The organism is Rothia sp. HMSC069C03 (assembly GCF_001811075.1).
Lineage (GTDB): Bacteria > Actinomycetota > Actinomycetes > Actinomycetales > Micrococcaceae > Rothia > Rothia mucilaginosa.
On sequence record NZ_KZ627137.1, the window covers coordinates 24,145 to 44,698 of the forward strand.

The window sequence follows — 20,554 nt, forward strand, 5'->3', positions numbered from 1 at the left end:
TAAGACCTCATGACCGCTATTCAGCTTGGTATGCCCAAGGTCGTTCACTACGGCGAGGGCAACATTTTCGAAGAAACCCCCTTCCCCAAGTACGCGAAGGAAGAGCTCAAGAACGAGCAGCTACGCGCCAACCTGCGCTTCGTGACCCACGCGATCCGTAACAAGCGCGCACGCGTCACCGCAGAGGTGCCCGACTGGCAGGACCTGCGTAACACCGGTGAGTCCGTCAAGAACTACGTTCTGGCGAACCTGCCCGAGCTGCTCGAGCAGTTCGAGCGTAACTTCACCGCCGCAGGCGGCCACGTGCACTGGGCACGCAACGCCACCGAGGCAAACCAGATCGCTCTGGACCTGATCCGCGAGCAGGGCGTGGACGAAATCATCAAGATTAAGTCCATGGCAACCGCAGAGACCGGCCTGAACGAATTCCTCGAAGAAAACGGCATCAACGCTATCGAGACCGACCTGGCAGAAGAAATCGTCCAGCTCGGCCACGACCGCCCCTCCCACATTCTGGTGCCCGCAATTCACCGCAACCGCCGCGAAATCCGCGACATCTTCCTGCGCGAAATTGAGGGTATTAACCCGGACATCACCGATGAGCCGGCAGAACTGGCAGAGGCATCCCGTAACCGCCTGCGTAACAAGTTTCTGAACACCACCGTGGCAGTCTCCGGCACCAACTTCGGTATTGCTGAGACCGGTACCCTGACCATCGTGGAGTCCGAAGGTAACGGCCGTATGTGCCTGACCCTGCCCGACACCCTCATTACCTTCATGGGTATTGAGAAGATTCTGCCCACCTTCCAGGACTACGAGGCATTCCTGCAGCTGCTGCCCCGTTCCTCCACCGGTGAGCGCATGAACCCCTACACCTCCATGTGGACCGGTGTGACCCCCGGTGACGGCCCGCAGAACATGCACGTCATCCTCATCGACAACGGCCGTACCGCCGTTCTGTCCGACGAGCTGGGTCGCCAGGCACTGCGTTGCATCCGCTGCTCCGCTTGCATGAACGTGTGCCCCGTGTACGAGCGCGCAGGCGGTCACGCCTACGGCTCCACCTACCCGGGCCCCATCGGCGCGATTCTGTCCCCGCAGCTCTCCGGTATCGAGGCTGCAGAGAACAACTCCCTGCCGTACGCATCCTCTCTCTGTGGCGCTTGCTACGAAGTTTGCCCCGTGAAGATTAACTTCCCTGAGGTCCTCGTGCATCTGCGCGCTAAGGATGTTGAGTCCCAGCACGCTGTCCGCGAGTTCGAGGGCAACAAGAAGGCTCCCTTCTCGCAGATGGACGGCATGATGCTTGGTGCGAAGAAGCTCTTCACCTCCGGCAAGATGATGTCGATTGCAGAGCGTGGTCTGCCCATGTCCCGCCTTATCAGCGGCCGCAAGCACAAGATCACCGCTGTTCCCGGTATCGTCAGCGGCTGGACCGCTTACCGCGACATCCCCGAGCCCCCCAAGGAATCTTTCCGCAACTGGTGGAAGAAGGAGAAGGGTCAGGCTCCGGCACGCGATAACGCTGAGCGCGTTGACATTCAGGCCCTCATCGAGGCAAACAAGGGTAAGGTCGCTGAGGCGGCAGCAAACGCTAAGGCTGCTCAGGAAGCCCGTGAAGCTAAGGAGAACAACTAATGTCCTCTGCTAAGGAAGATATCCTCGCACGTATCCGCTCGTCCCTGGCTGACGCACCCGTCGCCCCCGAGCCCGTACGTAACTACCGCCGCGTCAGCGAGCTGAACGAAGAGCAGACCATTGAGATGCTCGTCGACCGCCTCATTGACTACAAGGCAAACGTGTTCCACGCGAACAAGGAGAACATCTCCAAGGTCATCGCAGAGCGACTGGGTGAAAAGTCCACCTACGTGGTTCCCGAGGGCCTGAACATGGAGTGGCTACCGGCTGACACCGCTGACCGCAAGCGCGTCACCGACTCCGGTAGCACCCTCAAACCCGGCTGCCTGAGCCTGAAGGAACTGGACGCAGTTGACGCTGTGGTGACCGGTTCGACCGTCTCCTGCGCAGAGACCGGCACGATCTTCTTGAACACCAACCCCGATGAGGGTCGCCGCGCCATCACCCTGGTGCCCGACCACCACATCTGCGTGGTTCCCCGTTCCACCGTGGTGGAGCTGGTTCCCGAGTCGATCGAGCGTATCACCTACACCCGCCCTGTGACCATGATTTCCGGTCCGTCGGCAACCAGTGATATCGAGCTGATCCGCGTGGAGGGCGTGCACGGCCCCCGTACCCTGGACGTCATCATCTACGACGCTTAAGGTGCAGCGCCAGAAGGCAAACCTCTAAAGAAACCGCCCGAGAGCTAAGGCTCCCGGGCGGTTTCTTTATGCCCTCGAGGCTCCTAGTCTTCAGAAGCATATGCACCAGTCATGAGGATGCAAAAACGGTGGCGGGCCCATGTACCCGCCACCGTTCTGTGCTTTATAGGGTGGTGTATCGACGGTTAGCGTCGTAGCGCCCCGTGAGGGTGCTTAGGCGCGTGCGTCGAAGTGCTGCAGACCGGAGTCCTCGCGGCTACCGCCCTGGCCATCGCCAACATCGTGGTAGTCCTTGATCCACTCGATCTTCTGAACCCACTTGACCATCTTGTAGCCGTGCATGGAGTCCGCACGCAGACGGAGCGGACCACCGTACACATCGGGCAGGGGCTTGTCGTTCATGCCCCACGCCAGGATGGTCTCATCTTCCATTGCCATGGAGATGTCCAGGCACTCGTAGTAGGGTTCGGTCGGGCGGCCGTCGTAGGTGTGGCCCACGTGGCCGAAGGAGGTCACCATAACGTAGCGAGCCTCGTCGGTCTTCTCGACCAGTGCGAGAACGTCGCGCAGGCGCACGCCCTCCCACTTGGCGATGCCGGTCCAACCCTGCATGCAGGTGTGCATGGTGATGTTGACTTCCTTGCCCAGCTGCTTGAGCTCGTCAATGCTCAGGGACTTGGATTCCTTCACCAGGCCGCCCAGCTCGAGGCGGTAGTCAACGAACTCGTGCTCCTTCAGGCGGTTCCACTCGGTGCTCTCACGCTCTGTCGGGGGGCGAGTGTTAACCCAGTGGAAGGGCGAGATGTCGGCATCGGTGAAGGTCTTCTTCTGCACCTGACGGGAGGTGATACGGTCCAGCAGGACGTTACGAATCGGCTGGGTCAGACCCCAAATGAAGGTCTGGGTGAATCGCAGGTCGCGCAGGGACCAGTACGAAGCGAAAATCCACAGAGCCACAGCGAAGACAATGCCGCCAACGAGCATGGTGACTGCCTGAGCGAACTGTGCTGCGTCCACCTCGTTGTAGGGCTTGTTCAGCATCATGTGGGCGATGTTGTACTGGGGGTGAACCACGAACACCAGCGCCACGTGAATGACGGTGAAGACGCAGTAGAACGCCATGCCCAGGAAGTGGATGGAACGCGCGGTCTGGCGGTTACGGAAGAGGCGCACGTAGCCGGGGAAGCGGCCGCAGAATGCCGGGCTCATAATCGGGCCGGTTGCAATCATCAGCGGTGCCACGATGAACACCACAGTGAAGTACATGATCTGCTGCAGAGCGTCGTACGGCTGGAAGTGCTCAATCGAGGGAATCTGGAAGCCAGCGTAAATCTGGATGGATTCCCACGCCTGCGGGATGATGTCCCAGCTGGTCGGGACGATGCGGCGCCACTGGACGGTCAGGAATAGCAAGGAGACGTAGACGAGACCGTTAGCAATCCAGATAAAAGTTACAAGAGCGTGCCATGCACGGCCCAGACCAATCTGGCCATTACCGGGCAGGGAGATAAGCGGCGACAGTCGACGCTGGTCGTCGCGGGCAGTGAACTCACCGGGGACAGTCGAAACCTTGTCCTTGGTGAACTTGAGCCACTCGGAACCCGGGGTGCATTGGTTGTTCCAGTACAGACGGGGGTGAGAGGCGAGAACTTCCCAACCTGAACGAATCAGGAAGCCCATCATAATGAAGTTGATGAAGTGCGTAATTCGGAGCCACGACGGGAAGTCCAGCTCTACGCCACCAGTGCTCGCGGTGAGGAGTAGTTGGTGCATGATATTTCCTTCAGAAATGACTGTGTGTGCAGACAATCGTTAGGATTCAGTGCGAGGCCTTGAGATGTGAGGTTAGAAATAATTACCTTTCTGACCCATATAATCCTCCTCCGTGGTTGGGAGCCGCCGGGGTATCGTCGCGGATACTCCCGAAAGGGGCGCCTCCCGTGTGTGAGGGGGAGGTGCACCAGCTCCCGCTGGGACGGAAGCGACTCTGTGTATGTATGTTGGTTTATGTTTGTTTTAGGGAAATACCCTGTGTGCTTTCAATTTTATAGGACAAAGTGTCAGTCGAGAAAGCTAAGACACGTCATCTTCTGTAATATTTGCATAAAAAATCCGAATTTAAGGAAGATTCTCATCTTTCCGTGGTTTATAGGGTCTTTCGGGTGCAAAAAACCCACCGCAGCCTCAAGAGGGGATGCGGTGGGTTTTGATTCTATATGTGGGATGCATGTTGGTTTGCAGGGCTTTAACTGCCTGGTATTGTGTGGTTTTATAAATTCAATCCCACATAAGGTTGCGGCGACTGTAAGCGAGATTCTCACTCAAACCGGTTTGTAACCGACCTTGAAACGCCGAAGGCAACCGTACCGTAGCCGCTGCTAGATTTCTGCAGAACCCGTATTTTCCGCAGAACCCTTACGCTTCTTTGCCCCAGCCCGAGAGGCTGCTCGGGACGCAACGCTAGAACCAGCGGAAGCGCCCGTAGCCTCGGCAGAGCCGGGCTGAGCATCAGCCGGGGACTCAGAATCGGGCTGGGACTCAGAATCAGGCTGGGTTTCGGAATCAGCCTGCGACTTCAAACGAACCACCGGAATCATGCCCGTGGCAAGCTTCGCCTGCGCATTACGCTGAGCCTTCAACGCATTCATCTGCTCCTTACGGCTCGGCTCCTGTTGCGCCGGCTGGCCAGAACCAAACGCCTGACGAATACCCAACGCCCATAGCGGGAACAGCAGAACCGTCAGCGCGCCGCCGGCAACCAGCAGCGACGCCGTGGACTCCTCCAAAAGATCCGAACTGGTCGCAACCTCCGTCACCGCCACAATAATCGGCAGACCCGCAGCCGAATACAACGCCAACTGCGCCTTCTGCGCGCGAGTAGTCAACCCCGAACGGGTATCAAAGAAATGCTCCGCCAAAAGAACCGGAACGCCGCGGCACAGCAGAATACCCACCACCACGGCAAGCAGACCCAAAGGCTTAGCCACCACAGCAGAGACATCAATGCCCATACCGCTAACCACAAAGAACAGCGGAATCATGAACGTAAAACCAACCACCTCAAGGCGGCGAGTTATCATATGCAAAGCCGCCGGAGGGGTCAGAGTACGCAGAATCAAGCCCGCCGCAAAGGCACCGAGCACCGCATCCAAATCAAAGAGGGCAGTGCACATAATCAGGGTCGCCAGCAGGAACATCGCAAGACGCAGAACCGTCTGACCGGTCGTATTCGCCTCCGCAGCCATAATCTGACGCAGACCCGGCACATGCGCAAACAGACGATGCGGAATCAACGCCACAATCACCGCAACCACCATAAACGCCAGCAACACCACAATCGCCATGCCCGGCGAACGCGAAGACAGCAGCAACGAGATAGCGAAAATCGGCAGAAGCTCACCCACGGCACCGTGCACCAGCACCGCATTACCCACCGGCGTACCGGCAGCACCGTGAGACTTCAACATCGGCAACAGAGTACCCAACGCCGTGGAACTCAACGCCACGCCCACCGCAATATACGTATTCAGCTCATGCGAGAACGACGTAATCACCGCCGCACCCGCCATACCCAAAGCAAAGCACACCACCCACGTGGCAATAGCGCTATAACCCTGACGGCTACGCAATGACGACACGTTAATCTCAAAGCCCGCAATCAAAAAGAGCATACCCAAGCCCAGCTCCTTCAGCAGCGGGATACCGCCCTCACTGCTGGCAAGGTTGAGCATATTCGGGCCAATCAGCAGACCAAAAATGAGCAGGAAAACCACATCAGGGATCTTCTTGCCCGTCAGCCGCGAAAGAATCGGCGACAGCAACGCAACCAACGTAATCCAGAAAATGGACACAAACTGGCCGCTATCGTGGGTCGACCCTTCCGACAGAGTCGTACCCGAAGCAAGAAGAGCACCAGACGCCCCCAAATCCGTCAAGAAAAGCGGGGAAAAAGTCGAAAACATAAAACCTCAACGTGGTGTGTGCAGGTGGGGCGCGTTTGGGACAGTAAAAGGAGCGAAATCATGCTCCCGCGGGATTGCCCCACCTTTAAGAACGTACCAATGGTACACACCTAACCTCGTGCAACAACACTTGAACAGCACGTATCGAGCGCCTGAACACCGAAAATAACCGCACGAGGAAACCACATGAGAGCAAAACCTCCGCGCCACCACCCGAGCAGCCGTTACACTTAACACCTATGCCAGAGCATCCGACACACACCACCGGATGCGGCAGATACCCTGGCAGCGCACATCCCCTGGCACGGGCACACACCCCTGGTAGGGCGCGCAGACTCTCAAACACGGCACTACAAGGAGCGAGGACATGGCAGCAGGGCGCACACAACCCATCCCCACCGTCAGCAGCGGGGCACGCGCCGCCTCCCTCGGAGGCACCCGACGCGACCTCGGGCTTGACCTCGCCCGTGCCTTCGCCGTGCTCAGTCTGCTCATCCCCTTCGGGTACTGGCTGCAGCTAATCCCGGTCTCCTGGAAATTCTGGATCCCGCAGACCCTCGTACCCGCTGAACCGCTCTTCGCCGCAATCCTGGGCGCAGCCGCCTGGCGGTACGCCCGCACCGCGAACTTCCCGCAACTCTTCGCCGGAACCATCGTGCGATTCCTGGCGCTGCTTCTGCTGGGCGTGGCGCTCATGCAGGGCATCACCTACCTGCCGCAAGCTGGCGTGACCGTACCGGCGCAGGGCTTCGCATACTCTCTGCCCTTCGACATGCTTGTGCACCTGGCGCTACTGACCCTGCTCACCCTGCTCGTCGTGCACCTGCCCCTGTGGGCAATCGCAGTGCTAGCGGTGGTCACCAGCCCCTTCATTACCTGGACCTACACCCTCCTCATGGACGCAGCCGCTCGGGCCGACCAGTGGACCGCCGTGCAGCTGCCGTTCCTGGCAAACCACGGCGTGAACCACGCACAGAGCGCGCAGCTCATCTGGGTCATGTGCCTGGGCATCGTACTCGTGCGCCTCTACGACAACCTGCAGGCAAAGCTCGCAATCCCCGTAGTACTCGCCGTGCTAGCGCTCGCCGTCTACCGCACCTTCAACCCCTACACCGAGCTGGGCTTCCTCAACAGCCCGCAGGTGCTGCTGACCCTGAACCTGGCGGCAACCCTGTACTTCTGGGCAGAATGTGCGCGACTGCTCTCCGCACAGGCGGGAATGCTCACCCCGATCGCCCGCCTGGGCCAGATGTCTCTGAGCGCCTCCATTGTGCTGAGCGGAATCATCATCTACGCAGGCCCTACCGTCAAGGCTCTCACCGTGGGCGAGCACTACATCGCCACCGGAGGCTGGGGCACCGCCGTGTACTGGAGCGCCTTCCTTCTGCTCGGCTCCGCAATTGCCCTGGGCATCTGCACCCTCTGGTCGCGCATGGCACGCTCCATTGCCGGACGCGGCCCCCTGGAGGCGATTCTCGCCCTCATCTCCGGGCGCGGCTAACCGAACCTGAACTCAATACGAAAGCGACCCCCTCGCCCGCGTTCCTGCGCGGGTAGGGGGGCGCCTCTATATACTCAATATCTGCAGCAGAATCTGCGCCGGAGTCTGCCTAGGAGTCTGTAACAGAAATACTGCGGATACGACAAAGCCCCGGTCCAGCGGACCGGGGCTAACTGTCGGGATGACAGGATTTGAACCTGCGACCTCGTCGTCCCGAACGACGCGCGCTACCAAGCTGCGCCACATCCCGATGTTGACCTATCAGCGAATACCGTAGGCAACTCACCTAGGATAACCCAAAAAAAATCAGAACGCAACACAGTGGCACGCCACCGGTCGGGGAGGGGTAAATAAAGTTCCTAGGCTTCAGCCTCCTGAACCTGATTCAGCTCATCCCAGGAGGCGTACATCGCCGCAAAACGACCGCCGGAGGCAATCAGTTGCTGCGGGGAGCCATCCTCCATTACGGAGCCCTCATGAATCACCAGCACACGATCAGCACCCAGAACCGTCGAGAGGCGATGCGCAATCACCAGCGCCGTACGCCCCGCCAAAATAGTTCGCAGCGCCGCCTGCACCGCACGCTCACTCGGAATGTCCAGCGAAGCCGTCGCCTCATCCAGAATTAGCACCCGCGGATTCGCCAAGAACACACGAGCAAAGGACACCAGCTGACGCTGACCCGCCGACAGGGTAATACCGCCACGGCCCAGCTGTGACTCGTAGCCGTCACGCAGACGCTCAATGAACGCGTCAGCACCCACCGCCTTCGCGGCAGCCTTCACCTGCTCATCGGACGCCTGTGGGTTACCCATGCGGATATTCTCCAGAATCGACGCGGAGAACAGGAACACCTCCTGGGTCAGCATGAGCACCTCACGGCGCAGCTGAGCATCTGCCAGCTGGCGAACATCCACGCCGTCAATACGCACCTGACCGGCTGAAACATCGTAGAAACGAGCCACCAGCTTAGCGATCGTCGACTTACCGGCACCCGTAGCACCCACCAGCGCCACGGTCGTACCCGGCTCAATGCGCAGGCTCGTCTCCTTCAGCGCGTGACGATCCGAGGTGTACCCAAAGACCGCCGAATCCAGCTCCACCAGAGCGCCCTGAACCGTGCCGGACGCGCCCTCAGTAACGCCAGTAGCAGATTCAGCTACAGACTCTACAGCCCGCTCATGCGGATGCTCCGGCTCAGCAACCTCCGGCTCCTCAGCCAAGAACGACGACAGCTTCTCCAGCGCTGACATCGCCGACTGGAACATGTTGTAGAACTCAGAGAGCTGCATGACCGGCTCAAACACACGGTTCGCGTAAATCACCAGCGCCAGCAGGGTACCGATCTGCATGGTGCCGCCCAGCACCGCATAACCACCCAGCACCAGCGCACCGGCAATAAACACATTGCCCAAAAGCATCAGCACGGGCGAATAGATGCCGAAAATCTTAATGGAATCCATCACCGCAAGGCGGTAACGCTCCGACGCCTGAGCGTACTCAGAACGCATCTGCGCCTCCGCACCAAACGCCTTCACCGCGCGGATACCCGTAAAAGTCTCCACAAAACGGCTCGTCAAATGCGCAGACTCGGTACGCATCGTACGGAAAACCGGCACCGCCGTCTTCTGGAACCAGCGCGTCAAGAAGTAAATCGGCACGCCCATGACCAGCATGAACAGGCCAATACGCCAATCCAGAAGGAAAATAGCGACCGCAGAAATCACCATGGACAGCAAAGTAATCGCCAACTGGCTGATGCCGCTGTCCAAGAAGCTGCGGACCGTATCAATATCGCTAGTCAGACGCGAAATGACCTTGCCCGAGGTGTACCGCTCATGGAACGACACGCTCAGCGACTGCGCGTGACGGAACACCCGCTTACGCAGGTACACCACCACGCCCAGCGACACGCGCACCGTGTACGCCACGTTGACCCATGAGAAGATCGCGGTCACCGCGGTAGCCACCACAAAGAACACCAGCAGGGTCAACAGGGGAGAGGCATCACCCTGCCTGAGCGGCTCAATGGAACTATCCAGGACGCGGGCAATCAGAATCGGCGCAACCGCTGAGGAACCCGACACCAAAAGCACCGAAATAATCGACAGAGCCAACGCCCCACGGTGCGGGCGCAACATCTGGCGCAGCAGAGCCATCGAGCGTTCACGGGTCTCCGCGCGCTCTTGCGGGCTCATCTGCTCCCGCGGCTCCGCCGGACGATGATGGGCCATTAGCCCTCCTCCATCGTCATCAGCTGACGGTACTGCTCCGAAGAGTCCATCAGCTCAGCGTGAGTGCCCTCGGCGACCACAGCACCATCAACCATCAGCAGCACACGGTCCGCCAGAGCCACCGTGGAGGGGCGGTGCGCCGTCAACAGGGTCGTAGCGCCGCCCAGGCCCTCCAAGCCTTCACGCAGACCGGTAATAATACGCTCCTCGGTGTTCACATCCAGCGCCGAGAACGGGTCATCCAGCAGCAGCACGGAGGGGCGCTTCGCCAAAGCGCGCGCCAACGACAGACGCTGACGCTGACCACCCGAAAGGCTCAGACCCTCCTCACCAATGACGGTATCCAGACCCTGCGGAAGCTCCGCCACGAAATCGCACGCAGCCAGCTGCAACGCGGTCTGGAGGGTCGCCTCCAGCTCTTCTGCGGCAGGGTAGTCCTCATCCTCGGTGCCGCGCTCGTACTGCTCAGCAACGCCCATCAGCACGTTCTCGCGAACCGTGCCGGAGAAAAGCACCGCCTCCTCAAAGACGAACGCGGTCTGGGTGCGCACCTCCTCAATGGACATGTCGGCGGTATCTCGGGTGCCAAAACGCAGGGAGCCGGAGGTCGGCTCGTAGAAACGCGGAACCAGCGACAGCACGGTCGACTTGCCGCTACCGGTTGCACCCACCAGTGCCAGAATCTCACCCGGGAAGACCTTGAAGTTTACGTCCTTCAGCACGGAAACCTCGGGTGCCTTCGTCTCAGAAGCAACTTCAGAATTCGCCTCAGCGGTAGCCTCAGCCGGCGCCTTGGCAGCGTCGTAGCTGAACTGGACGTGATCGAAAGTGACAGATACTGCGCCACCGCTGGGGTACTGCATAGTTTCCTTCCCGGAGCCGCCCTCGGCAGACACTCCAGTTACTGTTGACGAATCAGAAGCACCCTGCGGATGCTCGGGCGCAGACATAGCCGCGGAGCCACGAACCAGCGGCACCGCCTCAAAGCCGGGCTCGTCCATGACCTCGTTGTGGCGTTCCAACGCCACCTTATAGCTCAAATAGGCAGACATCAGCGCGGTCGAGCGCGTCACGTGGCTGAGCACGGTCGTCTGCACCGCAAAGTAAGCGGTCATAGCGCCCAGACTCAAGGTGCCCGCCGCAACCTGCGAAGCGCCCACAGCCAGCGCTACCGCCGTGGAGACACCCACAATCAGGCCCTGGTACAGGGCAACACGAGCCACCAGCATCGACCTGCCGTACTCGCGCACCTGCAGGGCGTCCACCGACTCGGAATATTCCTGAATCTGCTCGGGGGAGCGGCCCAGCGCCTTAATCACGCGGATGCCGCGCACCGACTCCTCAATACGGGTGGACAGATCGCCCGTCATCTGCTGAATCTCATGCGAGGCGCGGTAGTACTTGCGGGTGAAGTTCACCAGCGACAGCACCAGAATCGGCACGGTCACCACGAACACCAGCGCCAGGGACGGCGAAGAACGCAGCATGAAGAAGCCACCGACCAGGAACATCACCACAACAGTCAGCATCTGAACAATACCGAAGGACAGCCAACGGCGAATCGTACCCAAATCGCTCATGGAGCGGGTCAGCAACTGACCGGAGGGCCAACGATCCAGCAGAGAAAGCGGGGCGCTGAGCAGGCGGTCAAAGAAGTTCATGCGCATGGACAGCTCAATTGTGGAGGTCGGGTCCACAATCAGCCAGCGCCTCCAATACATGAAGGAGGCGTGCGCAATACCCAGCAGAAGCACCAGGCCGCCGGCAATCCAAATGGCGCTCTCGGTGGTGCTCTGCGAGAGATGATCCACAATAATCTGCAACATCTGCGGAATAGCAATCTCAAGGGCACCGGCACCGAACGCTACCAGCAGGCCAAACCCCCACCGTGCACGAATCGGACGCGCATACGCGGCGAGTGTGCGCGGGGCACGCTGATCGTGCGCGTAGTCGATCGGGTCGGGGGTCGGTTCGCTCGCGGTCTCCAGGAAGGGGTTGCGGCGCCGCTTAGTCGTGTGTGCTGTAGATGCTTCAGACATTAGCTGCGACCACCTGCCGAAGCGGCGGCGGTAGGCTGCTCCTTGTCGCGAGCCGTGAGGGTCACCAAGATTGCCTCCGGCGGGCAGAACAGACGCACCGGCGCAAAACGAGAGGTACCCAAACCGGCAGAAACCTGAACCGGAACACCGGATTGCTCACTCACACCCTTCGCACGCGAAGGCGGCAAATCGCAGTTGCTGACCAGGGCGTGACCGCCGGGTAGGCAGACCTGACCGCCGTGCGTATGACCGGCAAAAATAGCCTGCGCACCGTCCTGCACAAAGCGGTACAGGGTACGCATATAGGGGGCGTGCGCCACGCCGATACGGACGCTCGGCTCGTGCCCCTCATCGAAAGCGCCGGGGGCGAATCCGGGGTGCTCATCGTAACGCAGGTGCGGGTCATCCACGCCGGAGAACTCCAGGCGCAGACCCTTGAGGTTCAGTGTGTCGTAGCGGTTAATCAGGCCCGTCCAGCCGCGCGACTCGAAGGCGTCGTGCATCCGCTCAATGGGCAGGGCTACACGCGAGCCTTCCTCAATCATCTGCGGGGTGCGCGGCTGCCACAGGTAACGTGCCGGGTTCTTGAACACTGGCGCGAAATAGCAATTCGAGCCGGGCACAAATACGCCGGGGAAGTCCATGAGCGGGTTGAGCGCCTCCAGTAGCGGGCCCATACCGTCCACGTGGGAAAGGTTATCGCCCGTATTCATCACCAAATCTGGCTCCAGTGCAGCCAGCGAGTGCATGAAGTCAATCTTCTTCTGCTGGCCCGGAATCATGTGCATATCCGAAATATGCAGAATCCTAAAGTCAGGGCTACCGGCGGGCAACACCGGCAGGGACTCGGCGCGGAGCTGAAAATTGTTCAGCTCAATAAAGTGCCCATACGCCGCCGTGGCGGCCCCCAAGGCTGCAGTGGCGGCTACCGCCCCCGCTACCTTCTTCAGGAGCGGGGAGGAGCCGCGTGCGCCGGGGACCGCCACGGGGACGCGGGCGTTGACTGCGTTTTCACACATTATCAATCGCCTTTCAGGCTTCAGCTGATGAGCTGTGATTCTAGCTGTACGACAGAATCTTATCGCTGGGGGTGGTGAAGTCCTTCGTGTTGTACTTCGGAGCTATCGTCTTCATGAACGACTGCCACTGTGCACCCGCGTAGGTTGCACCATCGACATACTCGAGGACTCGACCGTTAATGCCCACACCGTTCAGGGAGCGGAAGCCGAGGTTGTTAGAACCAACCCAAGACGCGGTAGACAGGCCACGAGTGTAGCCAACCTGCCAGGTCTGGGAGGAGTTATCGTTCGTACCGGTCTTCGCAGCCGAACCGTTCGGCAGACCAATACCGCGCTGAGAAGCGGAACCGCCAGGCTGGATAACGCCCTTCAGAACCCAGCTGACACCGTTCGCGATGTCCGGATCCAGGACCTGCTCGCACTGGTTCTGGTATTCCTTCATGGTTTCACCGTTGGTCTTGGTGATCTTCTCAATGGGGCGCGGGGTGCAGTACTTACCCTCAGAAGCGAAGATAGCGTACATGGACGCGCTGGTCAGCGGGGAGATACCGTACTTGGTACCACCAATGTTGGTACCCAGATCGGGGATGCTGTGCAGCGGTTCGCCGGTACCGTCCAGGGCGTGCATCTTGACAGACAGGTCGTGCACATCGCACAGGTCAATCTGGGAGAGCATGCCGTACAGGTACGAGTTCAACGACTGGCGAATACCGTACGCAGCGGTACCGTAGGTCAGACCGCCGTTGACTGCGTTCTTGTAGGACCAGCCGTTCGGCTGACCGGTGTAGTAGTACTTACCGCCGTCGTAGCACTTGGCGTTCCAACCGAAGCTGGTGGGCCAGAACAGCTGGGTACCGTTCACGGTAGCGTTAGCGCCGCGGCCGCTGATGAGCCACTGTGCCAGAATAATCGGTTTGAACGTCGAACCGGGCTGGAAGCCGCGGGTACCACCGTAGGCGCTATCAACGTTGTAGTTGTACTCGGTCTTGGAGTGGTCGTTTGCGTCTGCGGGGCTACCGAGCTCGGTGTTCTGTGCCATCGCGATGACGCGGCCGGTGCCGGGCTCAACACTGGTCAGCGCGGAGTTCACGTCGTTCCAGTTGGTTGCTGCCGGCTGGGTGGAGTCCACAGCCTGCTTTGCCGCGGTCTGAGCCTCGGGGTTCAGGGTGGTGATCACCTTCAGGCCGCCACGCTTGATGGCGGTGTTACGCAGCTCAGCGGTTGCGCCGAGGGACTCATCCTGCAGCAGGTAGTTGACCACATAACGGCAGAAGAACGCCTTGTCGCCTGCCAGGGAGCAACCCTGGGACTTGGTGTGGACGTTGAGCTTAATGTCGCTGGCGATGGCGTCGCTGTATTCCTTGTCGGAAATCTTGCCGTCGCGGAGCATAGTGCCCAGAACGATGTCGCGGCGTTCACGGGCGAGCTCGGGGTTCACAGTCGGATCGTACACGTTCGGTGCCTGCACCAGACCGGCAAGAAGCGCGGACTGCGCCACGTTCAGGTCCTTAGCGGAAATACCCCAGTAGTACTGTGCAGCAGCCTCAACACCGTAGTTCGAACCACCCAGGTTCACGATGTTCAGGTAGCCTTCGAGGATTTCGTCCTTGGACTTGTTCTGCTCCATAGAAATCGCAAGCTTCATTTCGCGAATCTTTGCAGCGTAAGTCTTGTTACCGTTCAGGGTTGCGGTAGCGTCCTCGCCACGAGCCACAGCGGAGTCAACAATGAGGTTGTTGACGTACTGCTGGGTCAGGGTGGATGCACCCTGGCGGCGGCCGCTGTTGGAGTTAATGATGTTGTTCAGGAACGCACGACCGATACCGATAGCGGAGACAGCACCGTGGTTGTAGAAGTCACGGTCCTCCACCGAGACGATAGCGTCCTTCATGTGCTGAGAAATCTGATCCAGCTTGACCGGTTCACGGTTCTCTTCGAAGAAGGTCGCGATTTCGGTCTTGCCGTCAGCAGCGTAAATAGTAGAAGGACGGGAGGAGATGCCATCGGCAATGTCGTCAGGAAGGTCCTGGAACCATGACATCGACGCGTTCGCGACCATACCGGCACTCACTGCCGGGGGTACGACAATAATTGCCGCGAGGAAACCGGCAATCACGCTGAACGCGAGGAACTGCAAAAAATCTCCCGGACGGCGACGCGCACGGGTTTTCTTAGATGAAGCCATTCATTCAGTTTATCCCATGAAGCTGTGAGAGAAAGCCCGTCTCGCCACCCACAGGGACGCGGGCGCCTCAGCCCTGAGAATAAAGCCCCCAAAAGCGCCGGACATTGACCGAAACCATAGTGAATCCCTTTTACTTATTGAATACCGGGCGATAGTCTAGAGGGTATGAAGAAATGGGAATACGCAACTGTACCGCTAATGATTCACACGACCAAGGCAATCCTCGATAACTGGGGTGAAGACGGCTGGGAGCTCGTAACTGTTCTGCCCGGCGCATCCGCACCTGCTGGTGCAACCCCCGCGTCGAACATGGTCGCTCCGACTCAGGGCAACCCCATCGCCTACTTTAAGCGCGAGAAGGCTGACTAAGAGCAGCGTACCCGGCGGTCACCTCAACCCCACTTTCCCTTAACTCATAGGGGAGGGTGGGAATATTTGAGGCAGACCGCCGGTTAAACGTTTAACAGCTGTCTGAATATCAGCAGCGTTTAGGTTTACGGCGTTTCCCCTATCACCGTTTGGGTGCCAGCACCCGCCAACCTTCTGGAGTAATCATGACTGAACCCCGTATTGAAGCACGTATCCGCGAACTCGGTTACGAACTGCCCGTAGCACCCGCCCCCGTTGCAGCCTACGTTCCGGCTGTTACTTCCGGCTCCTACGTGTACACCTCCGGTCAGCTGCCCTTCGTTGACGGCGCCCTGCCCGAAACCGGTAAAGTTTCCGACTCCGGCGCTGAAGGCTTCGTGACCCCCGAGGACGCTAAGAAGTACGCGGGTATCAGCCTGCTCAACGCCCTGGCAGCAGTCAAGTCCGTTATTGGCGACCTGGACCGCGTGCAGCGCGTCGTGAAGGTTGTCGGCTTCGTAGCATCCGAGGTGAACTTCACCGCTCAGCCCGCCGTCATTAACGGCGCCTCCGAACTGCTCGGCGAAATCTTCGGCGAGGCAGGCCAGCACGCCCGCTCTGCTGTCGGTGTTCCCGTCCTTCCCCTCGATTCGCCCGTAGAGGTCGAGATCATCGTTGAGTATGTCTAAGCTGTACACCGGCGCTCTGCCGCTGTCTGCTATTCGTGCTGCCCAAGCTCAGCGGGCAGCGCAGGACGCTCCTGAGAAGACTGCACACACCGAATCCGTACAGGACAACGGCACCGCCCAAAACATCAAGACTCTACCCCTGCCGGTGCAGGAACGCCGCTTCGGCACTCCCACCCCGGCTGAGGGCGTGGAACGCCCCCGCGTGTTCACCGGCCGTCAGTCAGGTCCGCGCACCGCCTCCATTCAGCGTCTCTACACGATTCCCGAGTTCATGCGCACCGCCGCCGAAAGCTGGCGTGCAGGCGGTAGCGAATGCTCCGTCGGCTGTACGATGCGCCAGGCGGCATCCGTTATTTTTGTGCGCGATGGCGACAACGGCCTCGAAACGATTCTGACCTACCGTCCCGGCACCTCCCCGCTGGGCGTGGTGGCTTTCCCCGGCGGTACGGCTCTTCCCGGTGACGATGAGTCCGCCTCCTGGGTGGGCCCCGGTGCCGACTATTGGCAGGATCAATTCCACTTCTCCGATATTGCTCAGGCACGCCGCAGCGTCATGGCTGCCGTGCGTGAATCCTTTGAAGAGACCGGCATTCTGCTCGCTGGTGAGGACGAACAGGACGTCGTGGAGCGCTCCAGCACCCCTGAGCTCATGGCGTGGCGTGAAGCGGTTGCCGAGCAGGACAAGAGCTTCTCTAACTTCTTGACCTCCAGCGGTCTGAGCGTGCGCGCCGACCTGTTGCGCCCGGTCGCGCGTTGGCAGTCCCCGGACTTCTTCCTCAAGCGCTACGATATCGCCTACTTCACCACGGCGTTGCCCGTCGGCCAGGACCCGAAGCTACTGCTCGGTAAGGGCGTGTGGGGTGACTGGTTGAACGTGCGTGAACTGCTCGAAGCCAAGGACACCAGCGAACTGGGTGACCGCATCGGCCAGCCCAACACGGTGGGCCGTACCCTCGACCAGCTCATTACCCCCGGCGTGATGTGCATGCTCGAATCCCTGGCAAAGGCCCAGACTTCCGTGGCCTGGCTGTCCAAGCGCCGCAATATTGAGGTGAAGAAGCCCGTGCTCGTCACCCACAACGGTGCGTGCATGCTCTCCTTCACCGAGGTGGTTCCGGCTACCACCGGTTCCATGTACACCGGCGCAACGGGCGTGCTCTAAGAGGGTAGTGCATCCGCTCGCTCGTACGATGAAGCGTTAAATAAATCAGGAGCCGTTTCCCCATGCAGAGGGAAACGGCTCCTGATTTATTTAAGCTGTGCGTCTTTCAACGAGGGCGTCCTAGAATGCCCTAACTCAAAGAGACCTTAGCGGGAACGCTGGCGCAGGCGGGGCAGGTCCAGAATGACAACTGCGCGTGCCTCTAGGCGGATCCAGCCGCGAGAAACGAACTCGGCAAGAGCCTTGTTCACGGTCTCGCGGGATGCGCCAACCAGCTGTGCCAGCTCTTCCTGAGTCAGCTCGTGAGCAACGAGCACACCGTCGGTTGCGGGGCGGCCGAAACGGTCAGCCAGGTCCAGCAGCGCCTTAGCGAGGCGGCCGGGAACGTCGGAGAAGACCAGGTCAGCCAATGCCTCGTTAGCGTGGCGCAGGCGGCGAGCCAGAGTCTTAATTACCTGATCGGAAATCGAGGGATCCAGCTGCTGCGCGCGCTTGAAGGATTCGTGCTTGATGGCAGCCAAGCGGGTCTCAGAAACAGCGACAGCGTTGGTCGAACGGGGCGAGGGGTCGAAGAGGGCCATCTCGCCGAAAACATCACCGGGACCCATAATCGCGACCATGTTCTCGCGGCCGTCAGCGGCGGTGCGGCCCAGCTTGACCTTACCGGAGAGCACAGCGAAGAGCTGGTCGTCCTGGTCACCCTCGTAGAAAAGGACGGCGTTGCGGGAGAGGTCAATCTCCTGAATGTCATCGGTCAGCAGAGCGAAAGCTGCGTCGTCGAGGTTAGCAAAGAGAGGGGTACGACGGAGGATCTCGAGATCCATAAAGTTCTCCTAGATATGAGGTGATGAGCCGAAACTCGTAAATGTTCAGTGAGTGAGCCCGAACCGGTGTCATGCGTCTCAACATCTGAAATGTGAGAAGGCTCAAGCTAGTGTGACATATTCAACTGATATGAGCGTACCCTAAAAAAGCTGTTTGTGCATTCCGATAGGGCGAGCTTTACAGCAAAAGTTATTTCTTCCGAGAAAATTCAAAGCTTACCCACAGGTTCAGCACCTAATATCAGGCATTCAGGTGTGTACTTTTTTCGGTACCAAGCACGCAGACACCCTCATGACCAGGAGGCGCACCGCCTCCACACGCGGTACGATGCGACGAGGCAGAACCCCGGTCCCAAAAACCCCGGGAACACAAGCCCGCCGCACCCACCACTGGGTGTTAACGCGCCGCCACACTCACCGGGCACAGCCCGCACCAACCACAATGGGCACACTGTGACCACTTCTACCCACCAAGGAGGCAATTAGTCGTGACGACTGGCATCAACCTGCTTGATATTGCTATCCCCATCATTCTGCTGCTCTACTTCCTCGCCGGAGTCCGTAGCGGATTCTTCACTACCCTCGGAACCTTCCTCGGCCTGGGTCTGGGCGTCTGCGCCGCAGCCTGGCTCGTGCCCCTTGCCGTGGCATCCGTGGGATCACAGTGGAGCCTCATTACCGCCGTCGGCGTGCTCGTCATCTGCCTGACCATCGGACAGTGGCTCGGTATCCTTGCCGGGCGCACCATCCGCCGCGTCACTGACATCACCCCGCTCAAGGGCATTGAACGCTTCTTCGGCGGCGTGCTGAATCTCGCCGCCTGTGCCCTGGTCATGGTCGTGCTGACCATCTCCATGCGCACCGTACCCATCCCGCAGCTCAACACTGCGCTCAGCGACTCCAAGACCCTCTCCTGGATGGTCGCCTCCACCCCCGAGGTCGTCAAGGACCGCATCAACACGGTACGCAATGACGTGCTCGCCTTCGGAACCATTCCCGAAGTCAGTCAGCTCATCGCCCCCGAAACCAGCGCCCCCACCGAGACCGTAGAATCTGCGGCACTGAACCGGGCGGCCGCCTCCGTGGTTGAGATCCTGGGCGCCGCCGAGCAGTGCGGCTACACCTCCACCGGCTCCGGCTTCGTGGCGGACAACGGCCTGGTCGTCACCAACGCCCACGTGGTCGCCGGCGTGACCTCCCCGGTCGTGCAGGACTCCCGCGGCCGCACCTGGCCCGGCACCGTCGTCTACATGGACACCGAACAGGACATCGCCTTCATCAGCGTTCCCAAGCTACCGCTCGAACCGCTGACCATCGGCACCAACGCCACCGCAGGCAGCCTCGTAACCTTCATGGGCTACCCCAAGGGCGGCCCGTTCAAGGCACTGCCCGCCACTGTGCAGGGCATTGGCAACACCCAGACCATCGACGCCGACACCGGCCGCGCTAACGCCATGCGCCAGGTCTACCAGCTGGCAGCCGACGTGCAGCACGGCAACTCCGGCGGCCCCGTCCTCGATGAAAACGGCAACGTGGTCGGCGTGATCTTCGGTAGGGCAACCACCGGCCAGACCGGCTACGCCATCACCGCAAGCACCCTCAAGCAGGCACTGGCCGAAGGCGGCGACAACACCGCCGCAGTCTCCACCGGCACCTGCCGCAAGTAACTAGTTGCTAGATAGCGATAAAAGTTCAGGCTCCCGCCCTCACACGAGGAACGGGAGCCTGAACTATTTAACGAAAGGAGGCGGCGCGCTGTTATTCCGCGAAGCGCTGGGCTATTCCGCCAAATGCTGCACTGTTATTTATTCCGCAAGATGCTGTGCCAGGAAATCAACCGCCATGACATAGCCGTACGCACCCGCACCGGCAATCACCGCGGTAGCCTGCGGCGACACAAACGAATGATGACGGAACTGCTCACGACGATGCACATTCGACAGATGCACCTCAACCACCGGAATCTCAGCCGCCTCCAGCGCATCGTGCAGTGCCACCGAAGTGTGCGTGTACGCCGCCGGGTTGATAATAATCGCCGCGCCACGAGTACGAGCACGCTGAATCTCATCCACCAGCGTACCCTCATGATTCGACTGCATAAACTCAACATCAAAACCATGATCCGCCGCGTGCTCACGCACCATACGCTCAATATCGTGCAGAGTGGTGTAGCCGTACACCTCGGGGCGGCGCTGCCCAAGCAGGTTCAAATTCGGTCCGTTAAGCACAAAAATCGTATCTGACATAAAACCAGTGTGGCACAGTGAGTGCCCGCCAAGTGCTAGCCGGCGCGAACTGCCCAAAAAAAG

At 59.9% G+C, this 20,554-nt stretch carries 15 protein-coding genes and 1 tRNA gene; 7 read left to right on the forward strand and 9 right to left on the reverse strand.

Features of this window, described 5'->3' with window-relative positions; translation table 11 throughout:
• The first annotated feature begins 9 nt into the window (after window positions 1-9).
• Both HMPREF2779_RS04245 and HMPREF2779_RS04250 read left to right on the forward strand, forming a co-directional pair.
• On the forward strand, window positions 10-1,638 hold the full coding sequence (locus HMPREF2779_RS04245; protein WP_105360906.1) for a LutB/LldF family L-lactate oxidation iron-sulfur protein: 1,629 nt from the start codon (window positions 10-12) through the stop codon (window positions 1,636-1,638).
• Complete coding sequence (locus HMPREF2779_RS04250) at window positions 1,638-2,282, forward strand: LutC/YkgG family protein (RefSeq protein ID WP_012902909.1); 645 nt, start codon at window positions 1,638-1,640, stop codon at window positions 2,280-2,282. The genes HMPREF2779_RS04245 and HMPREF2779_RS04250 overlap by 1 nt, the downstream gene beginning before the upstream one ends.
• A gap of 213 nt (window positions 2,283-2,495) precedes the next feature.
• Here the strand turns inward: HMPREF2779_RS04250 and HMPREF2779_RS04255 are convergent, their stop codons facing one another.
• Complete coding sequence (locus tag HMPREF2779_RS04255) at window positions 2,496-4,055, reverse strand: molybdopterin-dependent oxidoreductase (protein WP_105360907.1); 1,560 nt, start codon at window positions 4,053-4,055, stop codon at window positions 2,496-2,498.
• A gap of 605 nt (window positions 4,056-4,660) precedes the next feature.
• On the reverse strand, window positions 4,661-6,244 hold the full coding sequence (locus HMPREF2779_RS04260; RefSeq protein ID WP_105360908.1) for a cation:proton antiporter: 1,584 nt from the start codon (window positions 6,242-6,244) through the stop codon (window positions 4,661-4,663).
• A gap of 367 nt (window positions 6,245-6,611) precedes the next feature.
• Here HMPREF2779_RS04260 and HMPREF2779_RS04265 point away from each other — a divergent pair, with 367 nt between their 5' ends.
• A complete protein-coding gene (locus HMPREF2779_RS04265; protein ID WP_105360909.1) occupies window positions 6,612-7,745 on the forward strand; it encodes a hypothetical protein in 1,134 nt (377 codons plus the stop codon).
• A gap of 176 nt (window positions 7,746-7,921) precedes the next feature.
• On the opposite strand, the gene HMPREF2779_RS04270 is transcribed toward HMPREF2779_RS04265, so the two are convergent.
• The 5 genes from HMPREF2779_RS04270 to HMPREF2779_RS04290 form a co-directional block, all read right to left on the reverse strand.
• Window positions 7,922-7,995 (reverse strand) — tRNA-Pro (locus HMPREF2779_RS04270).
• A gap of 109 nt (window positions 7,996-8,104) precedes the next feature.
• Window positions 8,105-9,979, reverse strand: coding sequence for an ABC transporter ATP-binding protein (locus HMPREF2779_RS04275; RefSeq protein ID WP_105360910.1), 1,875 nt, complete (start codon window positions 9,977-9,979; stop codon window positions 8,105-8,107).
• Window positions 9,979-12,018 (reverse strand): ABC transporter ATP-binding protein, encoded by a 2,040-nt coding sequence (locus HMPREF2779_RS04280; protein WP_105360911.1) that lies wholly within the window; start codon window positions 12,016-12,018, stop codon window positions 9,979-9,981. The genes HMPREF2779_RS04275 and HMPREF2779_RS04280 overlap by 1 nt, the downstream gene beginning before the upstream one ends.
• A complete protein-coding gene (locus tag HMPREF2779_RS04285) occupies window positions 12,018-13,037 on the reverse strand; it encodes a metallophosphoesterase (RefSeq protein WP_105360912.1) in 1,020 nt (339 codons plus the stop codon). The genes HMPREF2779_RS04280 and HMPREF2779_RS04285 overlap by 1 nt, the downstream gene beginning before the upstream one ends.
• Window positions 13,038-13,077: 40 nt before the next feature.
• The gene (locus HMPREF2779_RS04290) at window positions 13,078-15,222 is read right to left on the reverse strand and encodes a transglycosylase domain-containing protein (protein WP_105360913.1); all 2,145 of its coding nucleotides are present in this window, start codon (window positions 15,220-15,222) and stop codon (window positions 13,078-13,080) included.
• 165 nt (window positions 15,223-15,387) lie between these two features.
• Here HMPREF2779_RS04290 and HMPREF2779_RS04295 point away from each other — a divergent pair, with 165 nt between their 5' ends.
• The 3 genes from HMPREF2779_RS04295 (at window position 15,388) to HMPREF2779_RS04305 (ending at window position 17,421) form a co-directional block, all read left to right on the forward strand.
• The gene (locus HMPREF2779_RS04295; RefSeq protein WP_005504647.1) at window positions 15,388-15,591 is read left to right on the forward strand and encodes a DUF4177 domain-containing protein; all 204 of its coding nucleotides are present in this window, start codon (window positions 15,388-15,390) and stop codon (window positions 15,589-15,591) included.
• A 185-nt stretch (window positions 15,592-15,776) separates the two neighbouring features.
• Entirely contained in the window at window positions 15,777-16,259 is a 483-nt protein-coding gene (locus tag HMPREF2779_RS04300) for a RidA family protein (protein ID WP_105360914.1), read from the forward strand.
• A complete protein-coding gene (locus tag HMPREF2779_RS04305) occupies window positions 16,252-17,421 on the forward strand; it encodes an NUDIX hydrolase (RefSeq protein WP_105360915.1) in 1,170 nt (389 codons plus the stop codon). Before HMPREF2779_RS04300 ends, HMPREF2779_RS04305 begins: the two co-directional genes overlap by 8 nt.
• A 146-nt stretch (window positions 17,422-17,567) precedes the next feature.
• Here HMPREF2779_RS04305 and HMPREF2779_RS04310 read toward each other — a convergent pair whose 3' ends face one another.
• Window positions 17,568-18,245 (reverse strand): Crp/Fnr family transcriptional regulator, encoded by a 678-nt coding sequence (locus HMPREF2779_RS04310; RefSeq protein ID WP_005504653.1) that lies wholly within the window; start codon window positions 18,243-18,245, stop codon window positions 17,568-17,570.
• A gap of 488 nt (window positions 18,246-18,733) precedes the next feature.
• On the opposite strand from HMPREF2779_RS04310, the gene HMPREF2779_RS04315 reads away from it, so the two are divergent.
• A complete protein-coding gene (locus tag HMPREF2779_RS04315) occupies window positions 18,734-19,912 on the forward strand; it encodes a MarP family serine protease (RefSeq protein ID WP_105360916.1) in 1,179 nt (392 codons plus the stop codon).
• A gap of 138 nt (window positions 19,913-20,050) precedes the next feature.
• Here HMPREF2779_RS04315 and aroQ read toward each other — a convergent pair whose 3' ends face one another.
• Window positions 20,051-20,491 carry a type II 3-dehydroquinate dehydratase gene (gene aroQ, locus HMPREF2779_RS04320; protein ID WP_070685856.1) on the reverse strand — a complete coding sequence of 147 codons (441 nt, stop codon included), beginning with the start codon at window positions 20,489-20,491 and terminating at the stop codon, window positions 20,051-20,053.
• Between the last annotated feature and the right edge of the window lie 63 nt (window positions 20,492-20,554).